Consider the following 20,284-nt stretch of genomic DNA (forward strand, 5'->3'; position numbering starts at 1 on the left):
GTAAAACGGACGCCCCCGGGTCTGGTTTACGGCTCGGAGTGGTGTCCGGCGCCCGCAGGATCCAGTGCCTCGGCGGGGATGCCCTCGCTGACCTTGCCGGAGCGGCTGAGTGCCACCATGAGGATCGAGGAGAGGAGCATAAAGCCGCCCACGACGAACATCGGCACCGTGTAGCCCCCCGTTAGGTCCTTCAGCCAGCCGGTGACGTAGCCCGCGCTGAAGCCCGCCAGGTTGCCGATGGTGTTGATCAGGGCGATCCCTGCGGCGGCTGCTGCGCCGGTGAGGAACTGAGTGGGCACGGTCCAGAAGTTGGGCAGGGCCGCGAAGATGGACATGGCCGTGATGGTGATGACAGCGATGGTGGCCGCCGGGGAACCTGCGAACAGGGCCAGCGGGATGCTGAGGCCGCCGATGAGGGCGGGAAGTGCAATGTGCCAGGTCTTGACGCCGCGCTTGGTGGCGTCCTTGGACCAGAAGTACAGGGCGAACGCTGCCGGCAGGTACGGGATGGCCGTGATCAGGCCCTTCTGCAGGACATCGAACTTGGTGCCGTAGATGCCTTCGAAGCCCGCGATGATGGTGGGGAGGAAGAAGCCGAGGGCGTAGAGGCCGTAGATGAAGCCGAAGTAGATGGCGGAGAGCATCCAGACGCGGCCGTTGCCGAAGACGGTGCGGACGCTGACGTGCTTGTTGCTGGCCGCGGTTTCCTTCTTTTCCTTCTCCAGTGCGCCGGTCAGCCAGGTCTTCTCCTCCTGCGTCAGCCACTTGGCCTTTGCGGGGGAGTCAGCCAGGTAGAACCAGGCGACGATGCCGACGATGATTGCCGGGACTGCGACGCCGAAGAACATGACACGCCAGCCCTCAAGTCCGAAGAGGCCGTGCTGCTGGATGAGGAGGCCGGCCAGCGGGGCGCCGATCACTGTGGTCAGCGGCTGGGCCAAGTAGAACAGGGCAAGGATCTTGCTGCGGTGCCGTGACGGGACCCAGAGGCTCAGAAAGAGGATGGCGCCGGGGAAGAACCCGGCCTCGGCCACGCCCAGGATGAAGCGGAGGACGTAGAGCTGTTCCACGTTGCCCACCCAGGTGAACAACAGGGAAACGATGCCCCAGCTGACCATGATGCGGGCCAGCCAGCGGCGGGCGCCGAACTTGTGCAGGGCCAGGTTGCTGGGAACTTCCAGCAGGATGTAGCCGATAAAGAAGACGCCGGACGCAAAGCCAAACTGTGCTGCAGACAGGGCCAGGTCTGTGTTCATGCCGTTGGGGCCGGCAAACGAGATGGCCGTTCGGTCGAGGTAGTTGATGAAGAACATCAGGGCGACGAACGGCACGAGCCGGATCGCCACTTTCCTGATTGCGGATTTTTCGACCACCGATTGTGTGGTGTCCACGTTGACTCCTAGATGTTGATGTTCCCGGCAGCGTCCGTCTCTGGAGGCTTGGGGGGGCTGTTTCATCGCCGGAGGGCAGGGGGGGGCCGGACCGGCGGCTAAAGCATGTGTGACTTCAACGATAAGAGCGAAACGTAAATTGGTCAACCGGTTGACGTGTTGTTTTTTTGGAAGTCCAGGGTTGGCGGCCGGGGCAGGGGCCGGTTGTTACGCTTGGGATGTGTCCATAAACTCCGCCGCATCGACGGCCAAGATCAGCGCAGCGCTCGGTTCCGTGGGCCAGGGCTCCGTTGTCTCTGAAGTCGCAGAGCGCCTGCTCGCGTATTTCACCAGTGGTGATATCGCCGTCGGAACGCGCCTCCCCGCGGAGCGCCAGTTGGCCGCCTCCCTGGGTGTTGGCCGGTCCGCGGTGCGTGAGGCGCTTGCTGCCCTGGAGATCCTGGGGATTGTGATTGTCCGGCCCGGGTCAGGCACCTACCTTCGTGACGGCATCTCCGAACTCCTGCCGCGCACGTTGAGCTGGGGCCTGATGCTCGGCGCGCCCCGGACCCGCGAACTGGTGGAATTGCGCAGTGGCCTGGAGGTCCAGGCCGCGCAGCTCGCCGCCGACCGGATCACCGATGAGGCCCTTGAGCGCATGCGGGGCAACCTGGCCACCATGGCCGAAACGCTCAATGACCTGGCGGCCTTTGTGGAAGCCGATGCCGCATTCCACCGCGAAATCGCCGAAAGCTCCGGAAATCAGGTTCTCAAGGAGCTGCTCCAAAGCATTCGCTCCCTGCTGCGCATCTGGGTGGACCGCGCGCTGACGGACGAAGGCCATGCTGCGGCCGCACTCAAGGAGCACACCGAGATATTCACCGCCCTTGAAGCCCGCGATTCCGAGGCAGTCACTAAGACCATGCGCTCGCACATGCAAACCGCGTCCCGCCGGCTGCTCGCCGGTTTTGACGCCTCGCAGTAGCTTTCCGGCTGACCCCATTCGGGCCCCCTGCGCGTCGTCCAACTATTGGTCAACCGGTTGACTTGTATGCAGCGATAATTCCATAATCGGATATGGCCTGCCTCACAGGCCCTCTTAAGTTTGCTTTAGCGACGTCGGGCCGCCGGGCCAAAGCAGCCCCGGGCCAGGCAGAGAGCAGTGACGTGTCTTCCCAGCCCTTGACCGGTCCGCCGAAACTGTCCCCCTCCGTCCAGGCCAGGCTGGCACCCCCCGTGCGGTTGCTCTCCGCCGGACCGTGGACTGCCCGGCTTGTGGGCGACGAACTCGCACACGTCAGCTACGCGGGCCGGGAGGTTCTGCGGGCCGTCAAAGCCGTAGTCCGGGACCACAATTGGCGGACTCCGAAGCCCTCGGTTCGAAACGTCGAGATCAAGCAGGACGACGACGGCCTTCAGGCACGCTGGGCCGTAGCCTTTGCCGGATACGGCGTGGAGTATGACGGCCAACTGACGGCCGAATTCACTCCCGCGACCGTGGAAATTTCCTTTGAAGGTGCCGCTGCGCAGGCCTTCCGCAGCAACCGGATCGGCTTAGTGGTGCTCCATCCTCCGGCTGAGGCCGGCCGGGAAATCACGGTGGAACACCCCGGCGGCGGCAGCACAGCCGCGCAGTTTCCGCACGACATCAGCCCGCACCAGCCCTTTACGGACATCGCGGCACTTGAGTGGGCCGACGCCGGCACCGCCTTCCGTCTTTCGTTCACCGGTGACGTCTTTGAGACCGAGGACCAGCGGAACTGGACGGATGCGTCCTTCAAGACGTACAGCACGCCGCTGTCGCTGCCCTTCCCGGTGGCCGTCGCAGCCGGGGACACTGTTCGGCAGTCCGTCCTCCTCGAGGCGGCCACGCTGGAGCCGCAGGAGGCCGTGGAAGCGGCCGCAGTGGCTGCCCGCGTTGCTTCCAGTTTGCCCACAGCGGTTTCCGCGCGGATTGGCGCTGAAGCCGGCCGGGTTCCGGCCTTGGCCGTGGGGGCTGGGTCCCAGCCCGGGGTGCTCCCGGAGATCCCCGGGCTCGACGCCCTTGTGGTTGAACTTGTCGACGAAGAAAACGACGCCGACCGATCACTCTGGACAGCCCGGTTGGCGGCCGCGGCAGCCGCCGCCTCCATCCACGGAGCCGGACTGGACATCCGGGCAGTGACCGCGGACCCGGTTGGCGCCGTCGCAGACCTCGCACCCTATCTGCCGCAAGCCAAGCGGCTCGCGGTGTTCCATCCCGACACCCACATCACGGAGCCGGACAGCTGGCCGGCACTCAAGGAATCGGCACACGCCGCAGGGTTCGGCGGAAGCCTCCTGGCCGGAACCCGGGCGCACTTCACGGAACTGAACCGCGAAAGCAGCCGCACGCCGTCGGACTCCGACGCCCTCACGTTCAGCATTACGCCGCAGATGCACAGTACCGAGGCCGCACACGTCATCGACAGCGTGCCCATGCAGCGGCTCGTGGCCCAGAACGCGCTGCGCCTGGGCGGCGGAAGGCCGGTCCACGTTGGTCCAGTGACGCTGCTGCCGCGGTTCAACGCCGTGGCCACGTCCGGTATCGAATCGGAGGCGGAAGCCGATGAACTGCAGGGCGAGCCGTTCACCGCCGCATGGACGCTGGCGAGTATCAATGCGCTGACCATGGACGGGGTAGCCTCCGTCAGTTACTTCGAGGCATCCGGCCCAACGGGCATCAGCGGCGCCGATGGCCAGCTGAATCCGGCCGGTGAACTACTGAAGGAGCTCGCCGGGCTCCGGGACTCCGTGGTGTTGTCGGTCGACGCCGATGCGGGGCCGGTGACGCTGTACCCTGTGCGGTCGCGGGCAGGCCTGGTCATTTTTGCCGGCAACCTCTCCGGTTCCCCGGTTGTCGTGGACGTCCGGCTTCCGGACGGTGTCAGCGCGAGCGGCGCCGTGTGCGCCGCTTTCGGGCAGGAGACCCCCGCTGTCATCCGCTTCAGTACCAATAACGACGGCGACCCCGCAGCCGGGCGGCTGACGCTCGGACCATGGTCTGCCGGCGTCGTCCGCTTTCCGGGTACCAAGTTTCCGGCACCGAACTGAACCACCCCATGTTTTGCTGCCGCCTTCCGACGGCCGCGCCCCCTATGTGAAAGGAGACCCGATGGGTCTGCGACTTGAAGGAAAAACTGCCCTTGTCACGGGGGCTGGCTCGGGGATTGGCTTGGCCGTTGCCCAGCGCTTTGTCGCCGAAGGGGCCACGGTCTACTTCGCCGACATCAACGTGGAAGCTGCAGAAAAGGCCGCCGCCGCCACCGGGGCTTCGGGCGCGCTCGCCCTCCGGATGGACATCTCGGACGAAGCGAGTGTGGCGGCTGCCTACGCCGAGGTTGCAGCGGCCGGGCAGCTTGATGTGGTGGTGGCGAACGCCGGCGTGCAGTTGTTCGGCCAGGACGCGAAGGTGGGGGACCTGGACCTGGCCGTCTGGGAGAAGACTGTCACCATCAATCAGCGGGGCGCGTTCCTCACGCTCAAACATGCCGTCCGGGCCATGGAAGGGCGCGGCGGCTCCATTATCTGCACGGGCAGCCCCACCGCCGTGGTGGCCTGCGGCCAGACATTCACCGCCTACACGAGCTCTAAGGCCGGGGTCCATGGCCTGGCGAGGGTAGTTGCAGCCGACTACGCGCACGCCGGCATCCGCGTCAACATCGTGGTCCCCGGTTATACCGAAACACCGCTGGTCCAGGCCATTGCCGAGGACCCCGTCAGCCGCGCCAGCCTGGTGAATTCCACCATGCTGGGCCGTCCCGGGACGGCAGCGGACGTGGAGGGCATCATGGTCTTCCTCGCCAGCGACGACTCCGCTTACGCCACCGGCGGGATCTTCACCGTGGACGGAGGCCTCACTGCGCTGTAGGGCTGCGCTGACCTGCTGTTGCCCGCTAGTAGTGCCCGGCTAAAACTTCTCCGTGGTGACGGCCTCCAGGAACGCGACCACCTCGGCTGGCATGTCCACGGAGTCGTTGTCCAGCAGCCACTGCACCTGCAGGCCGTCCATGAGTGCCACAAGCTGGCGTGCAGCGGTGGAGGGAGCGATGCCCGAACGCAGCTGGCCTTGCCTTGCCAGCTCGTCGAAGGCTTCTGTCATGGTGCCGCGGACCCAGGTGTAGCGCCGTTGGAAGTACTCGTGGGCCGGATGGTCGGGATCGGTGGCTTCAGCCGACAGGACGCAGTACAGGGCGACCAGGCCGGGAATCGTGGTGTTGTAGCGTGTGAGCTCCACGAGGCCGCGCAGCATCTCAATCCCCTGGGCAGTCAATGCGCCCGTCCGGGTAATGGATTCCTCGTCCCTCAGCGTGAGGACAGCTTCCAGCAGGGCTTCTTTGCTGGGGAAGTGGTGCAGCAGCCCAGCCTGGCTGAGGCCAACTTTGTCGGCCACATCCTTCAGCGATCCCGCGCGGTAGCCCGACGTCGAAAACACCTCGAAGGCGGCCGTGAGGATCTCCTGGCGGCGGGCTTCGGTCTTGGCATAGCTACCCCGTGGCCGGCCCCGACGAGGTGCCTCGGCGACCGCGGTGGCAGGGGTGTCAGTCATCACATAACCCTAACAAGGTAGTTTTCAGGGGCGGAAAGCCAATTGGTCAACCGCTGTGGGTCGCGTCACATTACGGGCGATTCAGCTTTTCAAAATAAAAACCTAGTACCCACTAGGTTTTCATGTTACGGTCTTTCCCAATGGCCGTCCATGGTGGACGCCACTGACCGTGAAAGGGACCAAAGATGTTCCGATCCAAGCGTATGGCCGCTCTTGTCGCCGCCGTTGCCCTAGGCCTCACCGGCTGCTCTGCCGGTGGAGACGCCTCCGGAGAACAGTCCTCCGAAACCCTCACCCTCGGCACGCTTCTGGCGCCGAAGACGTTTGCAGCAGACCAGTCCGAGTTCGCCAACCTGTCGCCGTTCTACCAGGCCGTCTACGACACCCTCATCCGCATGGAGCCGGACGGCACGCTGGTGCCCATGCTGGCCACCGAGTGGAAGTACAACGAGGCCAAGACCGTCCTCACCCTGAAACTTCGCGACGACGTGAAGTTCACCGACGGCACTCCGTTCAACGCCGACGCCGCCAAGCAGAACCTCGAGCGCTTCAAGGCCGGCACATCACCGGACGCGCAGTTCCTCGCGGCCCTGCAGACCGCCACCGCAGTGGATGCCACCACCCTGGAACTGACTTTGTCGGCTCCGGACCCGGCGTTCCTGAACTACCTGTCCAAGGACGCGTCGTTCATGCAGAGCCCGGCTTCCTTCGGCAACGCCGACATCGCCACCAACCCAGTCGGCTCCGGACCGTACATCCTGGACACCGCCGCCACCGTCACCGGGACGTCCTACACCTACAAAACCAACCCGGACTACTGGGACAAGGATCTGGTCCACTACGACAACCTTGTCCTGAACGTCTACGGCGACCAGACCTCGCTGCTGAACGCCATCAAGTCCGGCACGCTCAACGCCGCCAACACCATTGACAACAACACGCTCACCGAAATCGAAGCAGCCGGCTACAAGGTCAACCCGCTCCAGTTGAACTGGTCCGGCCTGCTGATCTTCGACCGCGCCGGCACCACCAACCCGGCCCTGGCAGACGTCCGCGTCCGCCAGGCGCTGAACTACGCGTTCGACTCCAAGGCGATGCTGGAATCCATCGGCCAGGGCCATGGCGAGCTGACCACGCAAGTGTTCCCGCCGTCGTCGGACGCCTATGACGAGTCCCTGGACTCCCGCTACAGCTACGACCCCGCGAAGGCCAAGGCGCTTCTCGCCGAAGCCGGGTACGCCAGCGGGCTCACGCTGGAACTGCCCTCCTCCACCCTCCTGGGCAACACCATCCCGGCGCTGATCACCCAGCAGCTCAAGGACGTGGGCATCACGGCCCAGTTCACCGATGTGGGCAACAACTTCATCGCTGACCTCCTGGCACCCAAGTTCGGCGTGAGCTACATGATCCTCGAGCAGCAGTCCGACTGGCAGCTGATCAACATGAAGCTCACTCCCAACGCACCCTGGAACCCCTACAACTACCAGGACCCGAAGGTGGATGAACTGGTCAACAAGATCCACCTGGGTTCCGAGGGCGAGCAGAAGTCCGCAGCGAAGGAACTGAACAAGTACATCGTGGAGCAGGCCTGGTTTGCCCCGTGGTACCGCCCGCAGTCCAGCTTCGTGACCGACGCCAAGACCAACGTCGAGGTCCAGACGGGTAACGCGTACCCGTTCCTCTGGTCCTTCACCCCCGCCTCCTAGCGGACAGCTGCCGCGCCGGGCCGCACTTGAACAGTGCGGTCCGGTCCGGCAGCCTCAGGAACCTTCCCTAAGGATTTTCGAATGTACCGATTCGTGCTGCGGCGCCTGTTTTCCGGTGTCCTCCTGCTGTTCGTCATCACCACTGTCGCCTACCTGCTCCTCTACGCAGGCGGCGGTGACATCGCCCGCCGCATCGTGGGTCCCACGGCCAGCGATGCCCAGGTTGCGCTGAAGGCCAGCCAGCTGGGCCTGGACCGGCCGCTTCTGGTCCAGTACTGGGACTGGCTCACCAGCGCACTGACCGGCGACCTTGGCCGATCCTGGTTCAACGGCCAACTCGTCACGGCCGGTGTCAGCAGCCGGGTCTCCGTCACCATCTCCCTGGTCCTGGGTGCCACGATCATCGCCGCCGTTGTCTCGATCGTTGTGGCCGTCTGGGCAGCCGTCCGCCGCGGCTGGGTTGACCGGGTGGTCCAGTTTGTGGGCGTCCTGGGCTTCGCCATCCCCGGCTTCCTCATCGCCCTGGGGCTGGTGTCCCTGTTCGCCCTGAACCTCAAGTGGTTCAAGGCCACCGGTTATGTCCCTATTACGACGTCGTTCGGCGGCTGGGCGGCCACCGTCACCTTGCCGATCATCGCCCTTTCCATCGGCTGCATCGCCGCCGTGGTCCAGCAGGTCCGCGGCTCGCTGATCGACGCCCTCCGCCAGGATTACGTCCGGACCCTGCGGGCCCGCGGCCTGTCCTTCAACCGCGTGGTCTACAAGCATGTGCTGCGCAACGCCGGCGGCCCTGCCCTGGCTGTGCTCGCAGTGCAGTTCATCGGGCTGCTGGGCGGCGCCGTCATTGTGGAACAGATCTTCGCGCTGCCCGGCCTCGGGCAGATCACCGTCGCCGCAACCGGCCAGGGCGACATTCCGGTGGTGATGGGGGTCGTCGTCGCTACGGCCGCCATCGTGGTCACCGTCAACCTCATCATCGACCTCGCCCAGGGCTGGCTCAATCCGAAAGTTCGGCTGTCATGATCGAAACACCCCTCGCACTGCCCACCACGGCAGCCAAGGTTTCCCTTTTCCGCAGGCTCCTGACCCACCCCACGGGCGCGGCATCGCTGCTGATCCTGGTCCTGGTTGCCCTTGCCTCGGCCCTGGCGCCGCTGCTGGCAACCCACGACCCCAACACCGCAAACCTGAAGGACGTGCTGGCCAAAGCGGGGTCCGAACACCTCCTGGGTGCCGACAGCGCGGGCCGGGACGTTTTCAGCCGCCTGCTCTTCGCCGGCCAGTTCAGCCTCGCCGGCGCGCTGGTGGCCCTCGTTGTGGCAATGGTCCTCGGCGTCACCGCCGGCCTGATCGCCGGCTACTACGGCGGCTGGTTCGACGCCGTCTCCTCCTGGCTCACCGGCCTGATGATGGCCCTGCCGGGCATGGTGGTGCTGCTGGCAGCCCGGGCCGTGCTGGGCCCGTCCATGTGGCTGTCCATGATGATCTTCGGCGTGATGCTCTCGCCGGCATTCTTCCGGCTGGTCTACGCCTCCGTCACCGCTGTCCGCAACGAGCTGTACGTGGATGCGGCACGCGTTTCCGGCCTCAGTGACTTCCGGATCATCGCCCGCCACATCCTCACCGTGGTCCGGGCCCCGGTCATCATCCAGTCGGCCATGGTCCTGGGCATCGCGATCGCCATCCAGGCCGGCCTTGAGTTCCTGGGCCTGGGCGACCTGAACATCCCCACCTGGGGCAGCATGCTCAACGATGGCTTCATCAACATCTTCAAATCTCCCACCCTCGTACTGTGGCCGGCACTGGTCATCGGACTCGTTTGCATCGCCCTGACGCTGCTCGCGAACGCCATGCGCGATGAACTCGAACGCAGCCGCGGGCCGGTCAAGAAGAGCCGCAAGGCCGCGGCAGCAGCCGCAGCAGCCGACGCTGAAGGTGCCGCCGAAAAGCGCGGTGCTGCCGCCGTCGTCCATCCCGATGAACCGACCGAAACAGCGGGTGAGCTGCTGCTGGAAGTCACCGATCTGGGCGTCGGCTACGACCAGCCCGACGGGTCCACCACGCACGTGGTGAACCATGTGGGCCTGACGGTCCGCCGCGGCGAAGTGCACGGCCTGGTGGGTGAATCAGGGTCTGGCAAGACCCAGACCGCATTCTCCATCCTCCGGCTCCTGCCGCAGGGCGGACGCATCACCGGCGGTTCGATCTTCTTCGAGGGCAAGGACCTGGCGCACCTCTCCGAGAAGGAGATGACCAAGGTCCGCGGGAAGCGCATCGCGTACATCCCGCAGGAACCCATGTCCAACCTGGACGCCGCCTTCACCATCGGCAGCCAGCTGACCGAACCCATGCGGGTGTGCTTGGGGCTTTCCAAGGCCGAAGCCCGCAAGCGCGCCCTGGCCCTGCTCGCCAAGGTGGGAATCCCGCATCCGGAGCGCACCTTCAACGCCTACCCGCACCAGATCTCAGGCGGCATGGCCCAGCGCGTCCTGATCGCCGGCGCGGTGTCCTGCGAACCGGATTTGCTGATCGCCGACGAACCCACCACCGCCCTGGATGTCACCGTCCAAGCCGAAGTCCTGAACCTGCTCCGCGAACTCCAGGACGAACTGAACATGGGCGTCATCCTGGTGACGCACAACTTCGGCGTGGTGGCCGACCTCTGCGACCGCGTTTCGGTCATGCAGACCGGCCGTGTGGTGGAAACCGGACCCGTCCGGGCCATCTTCAACAACGCCCAGCACCCCTACACCCGGCAGCTGCAGGACGCGATCCTTGAGGACACCGCTCCCCGCGGGCAGTACCCCACGGTTGGCCCCAACCACGCCGAAAAAGCGGCTGAGCCCAAGGAACTGAAAGGAGTGACGTCATGACCGAGACCCTGCTGGACGTCAAGGACGTTGTTGTCGAATACCCCCTCAAAGGTTTCCGGAAGGAACCGTTCAGGGCCCTCAAAGGCGTGTCCCTGGACATCCGTCCCGGCGAAACCGTGGGACTGGTAGGGGAGTCGGGCTCGGGCAAGACCACCCTGGGCCGCGCGGTCCTCGGGCTGGCCCCGGTCACCGGGGGCAGCATCAAGTACCGCGGCCAGGAGATCTCCAAGGCCAGCCGGGCCCAGCGCAAGGAACTCAGCCATGAGATCCAAGTGGTCTTCCAGGACCCCTATACGTCACTTAACCCGTCCATGACCATCGAGCAGATCCTCACCGAGCCGCTCACGGTCCGCAAAGTTGAGCGCCAGGCAGCCAACAAGCGCGTGGCCGAACTCCTGGACCAGGTCCGGTTGCCGCACGGCGCCGCGCACCGGCTCCCGCGGGAATTCTCCGGCGGGCAGCGCCAGCGCGTCGCGATCGCCCGGGCCCTTGCCCTGGACCCGAAGCTGATCGTCTGCGACGAACCCGTCTCCGCCCTGGATCTCTCCACCCAGGCCCGGGTCATGGAACTCTTTATCGAGATCCAGGAACGCACTGGCGTCGCCTACCTCTTTGTCTCCCACGACCTCGCGGTGGTCCGGCACCTCAGCCATCGCGTGGCCGTGATGTACCACGGCGAAATCGTGGAATGGGGCGACGGCGAGCAGGTTACCGGAGCGCCCGAACACCCCTATACCCAGCGGCTGTTCATGGCCGCGCCGATCCCCGATCCCGACCGGCAGGCCAAACACCGTGCTGACCGGCTCCGCCTCCTGGAACTCCAGGACCAGCAGGACATCCAGGCCGGCGTCGCCTGACCCAAGGCATACCGGCCCCTTAACAGCACAAGCACACGTCCTCCGCAGGAACAGCCAAGAAAGCCACCATGGAAACCCTCATTACTGACCTGAATACTGACCAGAGCACCGACGCGCGATTGAAGTCCCTCCTGGCTGAACTGACCCTCGAAGAGAAGGTCCGGCTGCTGACCGGCCGCGACTTCTGGACCACCTGGCCGCTGGAAAAAATTGGCCTGCGCCGGATGCTCTTCTCTGATGGACCCACCGGTGTCCGGGGCGAGGTGTGGGATGAGCGGGAACCGTCCATGAACTTCCCCTCCGCCGCGGCGATCAGCTCCTCCTGGGACCCGGCAATCGCCGACCGGCTCGGCGCCGCGTCCGCCGTCGAGGCCCGGCGCAAGGGCGTGGACGTCGTCCTTGGCCCTACCATCAACCTGCACCGGTCCCCGTTGGGCGGCCGGCACTTCGAGGCCTTCAGCGAGGACCCGGTCCTGACGGCCGAGCTTGCCGCGGCGTACGTGACCGGGGTCCAGCGCAACGGCGTGGGCGCCACTCCGAAGCACTACATCGCCAACGACTCCGAAACCGACCGCTTCACCGTGGACGTCAAGGTTGCGGACCGGCCCCTGCGCGAGCTCTACCTGCTCGCGTTCGAGAAGGCCATTGTCGAATCCAAGGCGTGGCTGGTGATGAGCGCGTACAACTCGATCAACGGCACTACCGCCACCGAAAACGAGCTGCTGGAAACCCCGTTGAACAGTGAATGGGGCTTCGACGGCGTGGTGATCAGCGACTGGACCGCCGTGCGGAGCGTGGAGAGCGCCAGCGCGTCCCAGGACCTGGCCATGCCAGGCCCGGACGGCCCCTGGGGTGAAGCCCTGGTGGTGGCCGTAAAATCCGGCCAGGTCGCCGAAGCCGCGATCGACCGCAAGGTGTTCCGGATCCTGCAGTTGGCCGCCCGCGTCGGCGCACTCGAAGGCTTCGAGGCCGTGGCGGCCGAACCGGTGGACCGTGAGGACCCCATTGCGTTCGCCCGCGAGGCCTCCGCCGCCGGGACGGTAATGGTGAAGAACGACGGCGTGCTGCCGCTGGCTCCCGCCGCCGCCAGGACTGTCGCTGTGATCGGGCACAACGCCCGGTACGCCCGAACCCAGGGCGGCGGCTCCGCCACGGTCGTGCCCGAAAAGATCGTCACCCCGCTGGACGGGATCCGCGACGCGTTCGGCGCGGACAATGTCAGCTACAGCGTGGGCGCCGTGGTCCAGGAAGGCATCGCCGAACTCCCCCTGGAACAGCTCACCAACCCCACCACCGGAACCCCCGGCGTGCGGGTCCGGTTCCTGGACTCCAACGGGAACGAACTCTTCGCCGAGGACCGCCGCTCCACCGCCCTGGTCTGGTTCGGCGGCGACGCCCCGATCTCGGCGTCCTCCCTGGTCCAGTTCCACACCATCTACACTCCGGATGAGACCGGCCCCGTCAGGCTCGGCTTCTCCACCGTGGGCCACGGCCGGATCTTTGTCGACGGAGTCCTGGCCCGCGAGGCCACCATCGAAGCGACTGGAACCGATCTCGGCGCCGCGTTCCTGGCACCGCCGTCCGCGTCCGTCGAAGTGCAGGCCACCGCCGGCGTCCCGCTGGAGGTCCGGATCGAACTGGACACCCATGACCGGGAGGGTGCCCTGTCCAACGCCCTTGCCATCACCATCGGCGTGGAAGCTGACGACGCCGACCCGGACTCCCTGATCCGGGATGCTGTGGAGGCTGCCCGCGCAGCCGATGTCGCCGTCGTGGTGGTCGGCACCAACTCCCGGGTCGAATCCGAAGGCTACGACCGGACCTCCCTGGAACTGCCAGGCCTGCAGGACCGGCTCGTGCACGCCGTCGCTGCGGCAAACCCCCGCACCATCGTGGTCGTGAACTCCGGCTCCCCGGTCCTGCTGCCCTGGCGCAACGAGGTGGCCGCGATCCTGATCGGCTACTTCGGCGGCCAGGAATTCGGCCACGCCCTCACCGACATCCTCACCGGCGCCACCGAACCCGGCGGGCGGCTCCCCACCACCTGGCCCGCCACCCAGGAAGACGTGCCCGTCATCAACGTCACCCCCGCACCCGACGGGACCCTGACCTACGACGAAGGCATCCACATCGGCTACCGCGCCTGGCTCAAAGCCGGCACGGAACCGGCCTACGAATTCGGCTACGGCCTCGGTTACACCACCTGGACCCTCGACGGTGTGGACGCCCCTGTTACAGCGGCCCCCGGCGCTGTCGTGCCCCTCACCGTCACCTTGGCAAACACCGGCACCCGGCTAGGCAAAAACGTCGTCCAGATCTACGCCGAAAAGCCAGGCTCCGCCGTCGACCGCCCCATCCGCTGGCTCGTTGCCTCCATCCCCGTGTGGGCCGGACCCGGCGAAACCGCCACCGCCATCCTGAACGTCCCCACCCGGCTCCTGGCCTACTGGGACAACGGCTGGACCTACGAGCCCGGCGACTACACGCTCCGCATTGGCACGTCAGTCACCGAACTGCCGCTGGAAACCGTGCTCACCCTGACCGACGTCTCCGAGGAGGGGGCAGCATGAACCTGCCCAACCCGCTGATCCCCGGTTTCAACCCGGACCCCAGCATCGTCAAGGTGGGGAGCGACTATTACCTGGCCACTTCCACGTTCGAGTACCTGCCCGGCATCCCCGTCTACCACAGCACCGACCTGGTCAGTTGGACACGGATCGGCCACGTTGTGGATCGCGAAGGGCAGCTGGATTCCCGCGACGTGCCCACCCTCGGCGGTGCCTGGGCGCCCACCATCCGCTTCCACAACGGCCTGTTCTACGTTGCCGTCACGGACGCCATGGCCCGCGGCACCCTGGTGTTCACGGCAAAGGATCCGGCGGGGCCCTGGAGCGATGGCCTCGCGATCGAAGGAGCCATCGGCATCGACCAGGATCTCGCCTGGGACGACGACGGCATGGCCTACATGACCTACTCCGGGCTGGACACTGTCACTGGAAACATGGGTGAGCACGGCGGCATCCTCCAGGTCCGCGTTGATCTAGAAGCCGGCAAGGCACTTGAGGAGCCCCGCAGTGTCTGGTCCGGCACAGGCCTGATGTTCCCGGAGGCGCCGCACCTGTACAAGCGCGGCGACTACTGGTACCTCATGATCGCCGAGGGCGGCACGGAGCGCGGGCACAGCGTCAGCATCGCCCGCGGAACCTCCCCGGCCGGTCCGTTCGAGTCCAACCCGGCCAACCCCATCCTGAGCGCCCGCAGCACAGACCGCCCCATCCAGAACACCGGCCACGGCGACCTGGTGGAGACGCCCGACGGCGGCTGGGCCATGGTCCTCCTGGGCATGCGTCCCAAGGGCATGACCCGCGCCTTCTCCGCGCTGGGCCGGGAAACGTTCATCACCCCGGTCACCTGGGTAGATGACTGGCCCGTCGCGGAGCCGGTCATTCTGAACCCCCGCGAAGGCGGCGCCTTTGAGGATGACTTCGCGGACGCGGAGCTCGACGGCGGCTGGATCGCAGTCCGACGCTTCCCCGGCGCGTTTGCCTCCACCGAGAAAGTCCCGGGACGCCTCACGCTGACCAGCGACGGCACGAAACTGGATGATGCCCGTCCCGCGTTCCTGGGCCGCCGCCAGCAGTACCAGGTGGAGACCATCGCAGCACTCGTGGACGTGGAAGGCGCCAGCGCCAGCGAAAGCGGCTCCGGCGGCCTGGCCGTCCGCTACGACGAGGCCCACCACTACTCCATTGAAACGGACGGAACCACTCTTACGGCCCGGGCCAGGATTTCGTCGATTGAACAGACGTGGACCCACCCGGCGCCCGCCGGACCGGTGGAACTGCGGATCGAGACCCGCGAACCAAACCCGGACAATGCCATCGGCAGCCTGAGCTCAGACACCATCGCGCTCCAGGCAGTCGTCGACGGCCAACCAGTTACCCTGGCTGAACTCGACGGCCGGTACCTCTCGGCTGAGACCGCCGCATCCTTCACCGGACGGGTGGCGGGCGTCTTTGCCAGCGCCGGCACGGTGGCGTTCGACTGGTTCCGCAGCGAAGGCCGCGAACCCCGGTAGAAACCGGCTGGGCCCCGCATCGCAGCTCTGATCACCTCCCACCTCCGCCTGAAAGGCCTTCTGTGACAAACACGACCCTGACACCGCAGTCAGCCACCCGCGAGCAGACCGTCGTGAGCCGGTTATCGGCGGAGTACCGGACAGATACCCCGTTCGTGGCCGAGCCGCGGCCCCGGCTCAGCTGGGTCACTGCCACTGGGAGCACAGACTGGCTGCAAGTTGCAGCCGAAGTCAGGGTGAGGCGGGACGGGAAGTCGGAGTCCGTGCTGCTCGAAGGTCCCGAGTCCGTGCTGGTGGATTGGCCTTTCGCGGACATCACCGCGGGCGGGCAGGTGGAGGTGGACGTCCGGGTCACCGGGAACGACGGCGGCACCTCGGACTGGTGCGCGCCGCTGACCTTGGTGGGCGGTTTTGTGGACGGTCCCTGGCAGGCCGTGGCCATCGGTCTGCCCGCCCCTGCGGGCGAAAATTATCCGCTGGGCCAGCCCGGCCAAGTGCGTCACGAGTTCATGGTGCGGGAAGGGCTGGCCAAAGCCACGCTGTTCGCTACCGCGCACGGCGTCTACCAGGCAGAAATCAACGGGACGGAAGTGGATGACCAGGTCCTCAAACCGGGCTGGACGGCTTATGCGGACCGGCTTAATCATGAAACCACCGACGTCACGGCGCTCCTGGCTCCGGGTGCCAACGCCATCGGAGTCTGGCTCGCGGGTGGCTGGTTCACCGAAAAGTACGGCTTCCACGGCTTCGCCAAACCGTTCTATGGCGAGCAGCCGGCGGTCAAGGTGGAACTGCGCCTTGAATACACGGATGGCACGAAGGACATTGTGGCCAGCAGCCGGGACTGGCGGGCACGCACTGGCGGCCCGCTGGTATCCAGCGGCATCTACGCCGGCGAAACATTCGACGCCCGGCGCGCGGAGGCCGGCTGGTCCGAACCAGGTTTCGACGACGCCCACTGGCTCCCCGCCGCTGTCGACTCCGATCAGAACTGGGCGGATGCCACCCCGGCCACGGCCCCGGCCGTGCGCCGCATCGAGGAACTTCCTGTTAGGGAAGTCCTGACCACTCCCTCCGGCGCCACCGTGCTGGACTTCGGCCAGAACCTTGTGGGGCGGTTGCGGATCCGGGTTTCCGGCGAGCCCGGCCACACGATCACCCTTCGGCACGCCGAGGTCCTTGAAGATGGCGAACTGTCACTGCGCCCACTGCGCCAGGCGGCGGCCACCGACACGTATACCCTCGCGGGCCCCGGTGCTGCGGAAGACGGCCTCGGGGGAGGTGGCGAGGAGGAATGGGAACCGCGCTTTACCTTCCACGGCTTCCGCTATGCGCAGGTGGACAACTGGCCCGGCGAGCTGGACCCGGCGGCGATCACCGCCGTCGTGATCCATAACGACATGCGCCGCACCGGCTGGTTCGACTGCTCAGACCCATTGCTGAACCGGCTGCACGAAAACGCCCTCTGGGGGATGCGCGGCAATTTCCTGGCGCTGCCCACTGACTGCCCGCAGCGGGACGAGCGGCTGGGATGGACCGGCGACATCCAGGTATTCAGCCCCACCGCCAGCTATCTGTATGACTCGCTGGGTTTTCTCGGCTCCTGGCTGCAGGACCTCGCCCTCGAGCAGGGCCACCGCGACGGCGTGGTCCCCATTATCGTGCCGTCTGTCCTGGGCATGCTCGAATCACCTGTGGCCGCTTGGGGCGACGCCGCCACCGTGGTCCCGTGGGTGCTTTTCGAGCGCTTCGGTGACACTGGCCTGCTCCGCCGCCAATACGCCAGCATGCGGGACTGGGCCGACGCCCTCTTGAAGGTCCGGGACAGTTCGGGGCTGTGGCAGGGCCAGATGCAGCTGGGCGACTGGCTGGACCCCGCCGCTCCGCCGGACAAGCCCGGTGCCGCCCGCACCCACGGCGACATTGTGGCCAGCGCCTACCTGTTCCGGTCCCTGGACCTGGTGGCCCACGCGGCTGCCGTCCTGGGGAACGACGCCGACCACGGCAAGTACGCTGCGCTCGCCGAGGAGACCAGGCAGGCCTTCCTGGCCCAATACGTGACGCCGGCCGGCCGCATGGTCTCGGACGCCCAGACGGCCTATTCGTTGGCCCTGATGTTCGGCATCAGCACCGATCCGGCGCAGCGCCAGGCCCTTGGTGACCGGCTCGCCGAGCTCGCACGGTTGGGCGGCTACCGGATCGCCACCGGTTTTGTGGGTACGCCGCTGGTTGCCGACGCCCTGACTGTGACGGGTCACCTCGGTGCTGCCGAGCGGCTGCTCACGCAGACCGAATGCCCGTCCTGGCTCTACCCCGTCACGCAGGGTGCCACCACCATCTGGGAACGCTGGGATTCCATCCTGGAGGACGGCAGCGTCAACCCCGGCGAAATGACCTCGTTCAACCACTACGCGCTGGGCGCGATCGCAGACTGGATGCACCGCACCGTGGCTGGCCTGGCCCCGGCAGCGCCCGGATACCGGAAACTCCGCATCGCGCCGCGCCCGCTGAACAGCCTGACGCACGCTTCGACGTCGCACGAAACTCCTTACGGCCTGGCCCAGGTTGCGTGGAAGCGCGTGGGCGACCGGATCCTGGTGGAGGCCAAAGTGCCTCCTGGAAGCACCGCGGAGGTCTCTCTGCCGGACGGCTCCGCAGGCTTCGTAGTGGGCTCGGGCCAGCACAGCTGGGATGTTCCCGACGCCGGACCGGCAGCAGAACGCAGTACGGCCTCGCTGCACTCCCCGCTCGCGGACATCATAGACGACCCACAGGCGTATGCCGCCGTATGGCAGGCCATCGATGCCCATGATCCAGCCGCGGCCGCGGCCTTCCGCAAGGACACCGTCTGGTACCGGCAGACCACCTTGGACCAGGGCCTGATTTTCACCCAGCCCGCCGTCAAGCAGGACATCGCCGCCGCCCTCGCAGCCCTGGACGGACGCCGCTCCGAACGCACCCGTCACGACTCCTGAACTCCTGAATCACGAACCAAGAAGGCATCGATGAGCACTTTTACCGCTGAAAGCCCCCTGTACTTTGTGATGCGGCATGCCGAGGGTAACCGCATCCTCACCGAGCACGTCCCCACCCTGACCAACAACCCCCTGCTGCACACCCTGTACTTCCACGAGGTGGGACTGATCCTCGGAACCGAGGAAGCCCTGAAGGGAAAGCCTGCCCAGGTTGCAGAGATCCTCCGCCTCATCGGCGAACTCGAGCCGGAGGACACCGTGGCGCAGCGGGCAGCGGCAGCCGCCGTCGACGTCCCGGCCCCCGCCGCCGACTTCGAACCGGAATCCGTTGAACGGGCCAGCGCGGCTGTTTCCCTGCCCACGGCGGCTGCAGCGCAGGACCGGCTCGAAATCACCTTCGCCGGGCCCTCGCACGGCAACCCGTTCACCGACGTCGAACTCCGTGCAGTCTTCACCGCCCCGTCCGGGAAGAGGTTGGATGTGCCGGGCTTCTATGACGGGGACGGCAACTACAAGGTCAGGCTCCTGGTCCCGGAGGCGGGGGAATGGACCTTCGCCACCTCCAGCAACGCCCGCTCGCTCGACGGCATCACCGGATCCTTCAGCGCAGCGGAGGCTGCAGCGGGTGCCAAGGGCGTGGTTCGCGTGGCCAACACGTTCCACTTCGCGTACGACGACGGTACCGCCTACCTGCCGATTGGCACCACGGCCTACGCCTGGACCCACCAGGGCGATGCCCTGGAAAAGCAGACCCTGGACACGCTGGCCACAGGACCGTTCAACAAGATGCGGATGTGCGTCTTCCCCAAGTCGTACCTGTTCAACGAAAACGAACCGGACCTCTACCCGTTCGAGGGCTCCCTTGCCGGTGGTTTCGACTACGAGCGGCCCAACCCGGCGTTCTACCGCCACCTCGAACAGCGCATCAGCCAACTGGACGAACTTGGCATCGAGGCTGACCTCATCCTTTTCCACGCCTACGACCGCTGGGGCTTTTCCACCATGACCCCGGGCCAGGACGACCGCTACCTGAAGTACGTGGTGGCCCGGCTTGCCTCGCACCGGAACATCTGGTGGTCCCTGGCCAACGAATATGACCTGCTCTTCCGCAAGACCACCGAGGACTGGGAACGATTCGCCGGGATTGTCCAGGCCAATGACCCCAGCGCCCACCTGCTGTCCATCCACAACTGCCACGCGTTCTACGACTACAGCCGGCCCTGGATCACGCACAGCAGCATCCAGCGCCAGGACGTACACAAGACCGCGGAGTTCACGGGGGAGTGGCGCGACCGCTGGCAGAAGCCGGTGGTCATCGACGAGTGCGCTTACGAAGGCAACATCGACCAAGGCTGGGGCAACATCACCGGTGAGGAAATGACCCGGCGGTTCTGGGAAGGCGCCGTCCGCGGCGGCTACGTTGGCCACGGCGAAACATATATGCACGACCGGGACATCCTGTGGTGGGCCAAGGGCGGCGGGTTCCACGGCAGCAGCCCGGAACGCATTGCTTTCCTGCGCAGCATCCAGGAAGAGACACCCGGAGGTTTCCTTGATCCGCTGCCCAGCGCCTGGGACGTTCCCACCGCCGGCATCCGGTTCGAGTATGAGATCAGCTACTTCGGGTTCAACCAGCCCACGTACCGGAACTTCGTCATGCCAGCCGGGCGTCAGTACCAGGTGGACGTCATCGACACCTGGAACATGACAGTGGAAACGCGGCCCGACGCAGTGGAAGGACGGTTCCAGGTGGAGCTTCCGGGCCGGCAGTTCATGGCTGTTCGTATCCGCGCCGTTTCCTGACATTTCCGGGAACCGCGGCAGGCCCTCAGCGGCTGGATGGCTGCGGTTCCCGGAC

The 20,284-nt window shown here is 66.2% G+C and carries 13 protein-coding genes; 11 read left to right on the forward strand and 2 right to left on the reverse strand.

Annotation, left to right across the window (positions count from 1 at the left end):
- Positions 1 to 26: 26 nt before the first annotated feature.
- Positions 27 to 1,391, reverse strand: coding sequence for an MFS transporter (locus tag V9L17_RS04795; RefSeq protein ID WP_337345446.1), 1,365 nt, complete (start codon positions 1,389 to 1,391; stop codon positions 27 to 29).
- Between the two features lie 220 nt (positions 1,392 to 1,611).
- Here V9L17_RS04795 and V9L17_RS04800 point away from each other — a divergent pair, with 220 nt between their 5' ends.
- From V9L17_RS04800 to V9L17_RS04810, 3 genes are all read left to right on the forward strand, one after another.
- Entirely contained in the window at positions 1,612 to 2,355 is a 744-nt protein-coding gene (locus V9L17_RS04800; protein ID WP_337345447.1) for a FadR/GntR family transcriptional regulator, read from the forward strand.
- A gap of 182 nt (positions 2,356 to 2,537) precedes the next feature.
- Complete coding sequence (locus V9L17_RS04805) at positions 2,538 to 4,442, forward strand: hypothetical protein (RefSeq protein WP_337350658.1); 1,905 nt, start codon at positions 2,538 to 2,540, stop codon at positions 4,440 to 4,442.
- Positions 4,443 to 4,503: 61 nt separating this feature from the next.
- Complete coding sequence (locus tag V9L17_RS04810) at positions 4,504 to 5,259, forward strand: SDR family NAD(P)-dependent oxidoreductase (RefSeq protein WP_337345449.1); 756 nt, start codon at positions 4,504 to 4,506, stop codon at positions 5,257 to 5,259.
- A 39-nt stretch (positions 5,260 to 5,298) separates the two neighbouring features.
- Here V9L17_RS04810 and V9L17_RS04815 read toward each other — a convergent pair whose 3' ends face one another.
- Entirely contained in the window at positions 5,299 to 5,937 is a 639-nt protein-coding gene (locus V9L17_RS04815) for a TetR/AcrR family transcriptional regulator (RefSeq protein WP_337345450.1), read from the reverse strand.
- Positions 5,938 to 6,122: 185 nt separating this feature from the next.
- Here V9L17_RS04815 and V9L17_RS04820 point away from each other — a divergent pair, with 185 nt between their 5' ends.
- The 8 genes from V9L17_RS04820 (at position 6,123) to V9L17_RS04855 (ending at position 20,229) form a co-directional block, all read left to right on the forward strand.
- A complete protein-coding gene (locus V9L17_RS04820) occupies positions 6,123 to 7,643 on the forward strand; it encodes an ABC transporter substrate-binding protein (RefSeq protein WP_337350659.1) in 1,521 nt (506 codons plus the stop codon).
- Between the two features lie 81 nt (positions 7,644 to 7,724).
- Entirely contained in the window at positions 7,725 to 8,666 is a 942-nt protein-coding gene (locus V9L17_RS04825; RefSeq protein ID WP_337345452.1) for an ABC transporter permease, read from the forward strand.
- Positions 8,663 to 10,516, forward strand: a complete 1,854-nt coding sequence (locus tag V9L17_RS04830) for a dipeptide/oligopeptide/nickel ABC transporter permease/ATP-binding protein (protein ID WP_337350660.1) — start codon at positions 8,663 to 8,665, stop codon at positions 10,514 to 10,516. Before V9L17_RS04825 ends, V9L17_RS04830 begins: the two co-directional genes overlap by 4 nt.
- The gene (locus V9L17_RS04835) at positions 10,513 to 11,373 is read left to right on the forward strand and encodes an ATP-binding cassette domain-containing protein (protein WP_337345454.1); all 861 of its coding nucleotides are present in this window, start codon (positions 10,513 to 10,515) and stop codon (positions 11,371 to 11,373) included. Before V9L17_RS04830 ends, V9L17_RS04835 begins: the two co-directional genes overlap by 4 nt.
- Positions 11,374 to 11,441: 68 nt before the next feature.
- Positions 11,442 to 13,943 (forward strand): beta-glucosidase family protein, encoded by a 2,502-nt coding sequence (locus tag V9L17_RS04840; protein WP_337350661.1) that lies wholly within the window; start codon positions 11,442 to 11,444, stop codon positions 13,941 to 13,943.
- Entirely contained in the window at positions 13,940 to 15,451 is a 1,512-nt protein-coding gene (locus tag V9L17_RS04845; RefSeq protein ID WP_337350662.1) for a glycoside hydrolase family 43 protein, read from the forward strand. Before V9L17_RS04840 ends, V9L17_RS04845 begins: the two co-directional genes overlap by 4 nt.
- A gap of 62 nt (positions 15,452 to 15,513) precedes the next feature.
- Positions 15,514 to 18,426 (forward strand): family 78 glycoside hydrolase catalytic domain, encoded by a 2,913-nt coding sequence (locus V9L17_RS04850; RefSeq protein WP_337350663.1) that lies wholly within the window; start codon positions 15,514 to 15,516, stop codon positions 18,424 to 18,426.
- Positions 18,427 to 18,456: 30 nt separating this feature from the next.
- The gene (locus tag V9L17_RS04855; protein ID WP_337350664.1) at positions 18,457 to 20,229 is read left to right on the forward strand and encodes a DUF5605 domain-containing protein; all 1,773 of its coding nucleotides are present in this window, start codon (positions 18,457 to 18,459) and stop codon (positions 20,227 to 20,229) included.
- The last annotated feature ends 55 nt before the right edge of the window (positions 20,230 to 20,284 follow it).

Source organism: Pseudarthrobacter sp. CCNWLW207 (assembly GCF_037203945.1).
Taxonomy (GTDB): Bacteria; Actinomycetota; Actinomycetes; order Actinomycetales; family Micrococcaceae; genus Arthrobacter.

What these genes read in the sequence shown, in the direction of transcription:
- V9L17_RS04810 (WP_337345449.1), top strand. Translation starts at nt 4,504, where the DNA reads ATGGGTCTGCGACTTGAAGGAAAAACTGCCCTTGTCACGGGGGCTGGC.
- V9L17_RS04815 (WP_337345450.1), bottom strand. Translation starts at nt 5,937, where the DNA reads ATGACTGACACCCCTGCCACCGCGGTCGCCGAGGCACCTCGTCGGGGC.
- V9L17_RS04820 (WP_337350659.1), top strand. Translation starts at nt 6,123, where the DNA reads ATGTTCCGATCCAAGCGTATGGCCGCTCTTGTCGCCGCCGTTGCCCTA.
- V9L17_RS04825 (WP_337345452.1), top strand. Translation starts at nt 7,725, where the DNA reads ATGTACCGATTCGTGCTGCGGCGCCTGTTTTCCGGTGTCCTCCTGCTG.
- V9L17_RS04830 (WP_337350660.1), top strand. Translation starts at nt 8,663, where the DNA reads ATGATCGAAACACCCCTCGCACTGCCCACCACGGCAGCCAAGGTTTCC.
- V9L17_RS04835 (WP_337345454.1), top strand. Translation starts at nt 10,513, where the DNA reads ATGACCGAGACCCTGCTGGACGTCAAGGACGTTGTTGTCGAATACCCC.
- V9L17_RS04840 (WP_337350661.1), top strand. Translation starts at nt 11,442, where the DNA reads ATGGAAACCCTCATTACTGACCTGAATACTGACCAGAGCACCGACGCG.
- V9L17_RS04845 (WP_337350662.1), top strand. Translation starts at nt 13,940, where the DNA reads ATGAACCTGCCCAACCCGCTGATCCCCGGTTTCAACCCGGACCCCAGC.
- V9L17_RS04855 (WP_337350664.1), top strand. Translation starts at nt 18,457, where the DNA reads ATGAGCACTTTTACCGCTGAAAGCCCCCTGTACTTTGTGATGCGGCAT.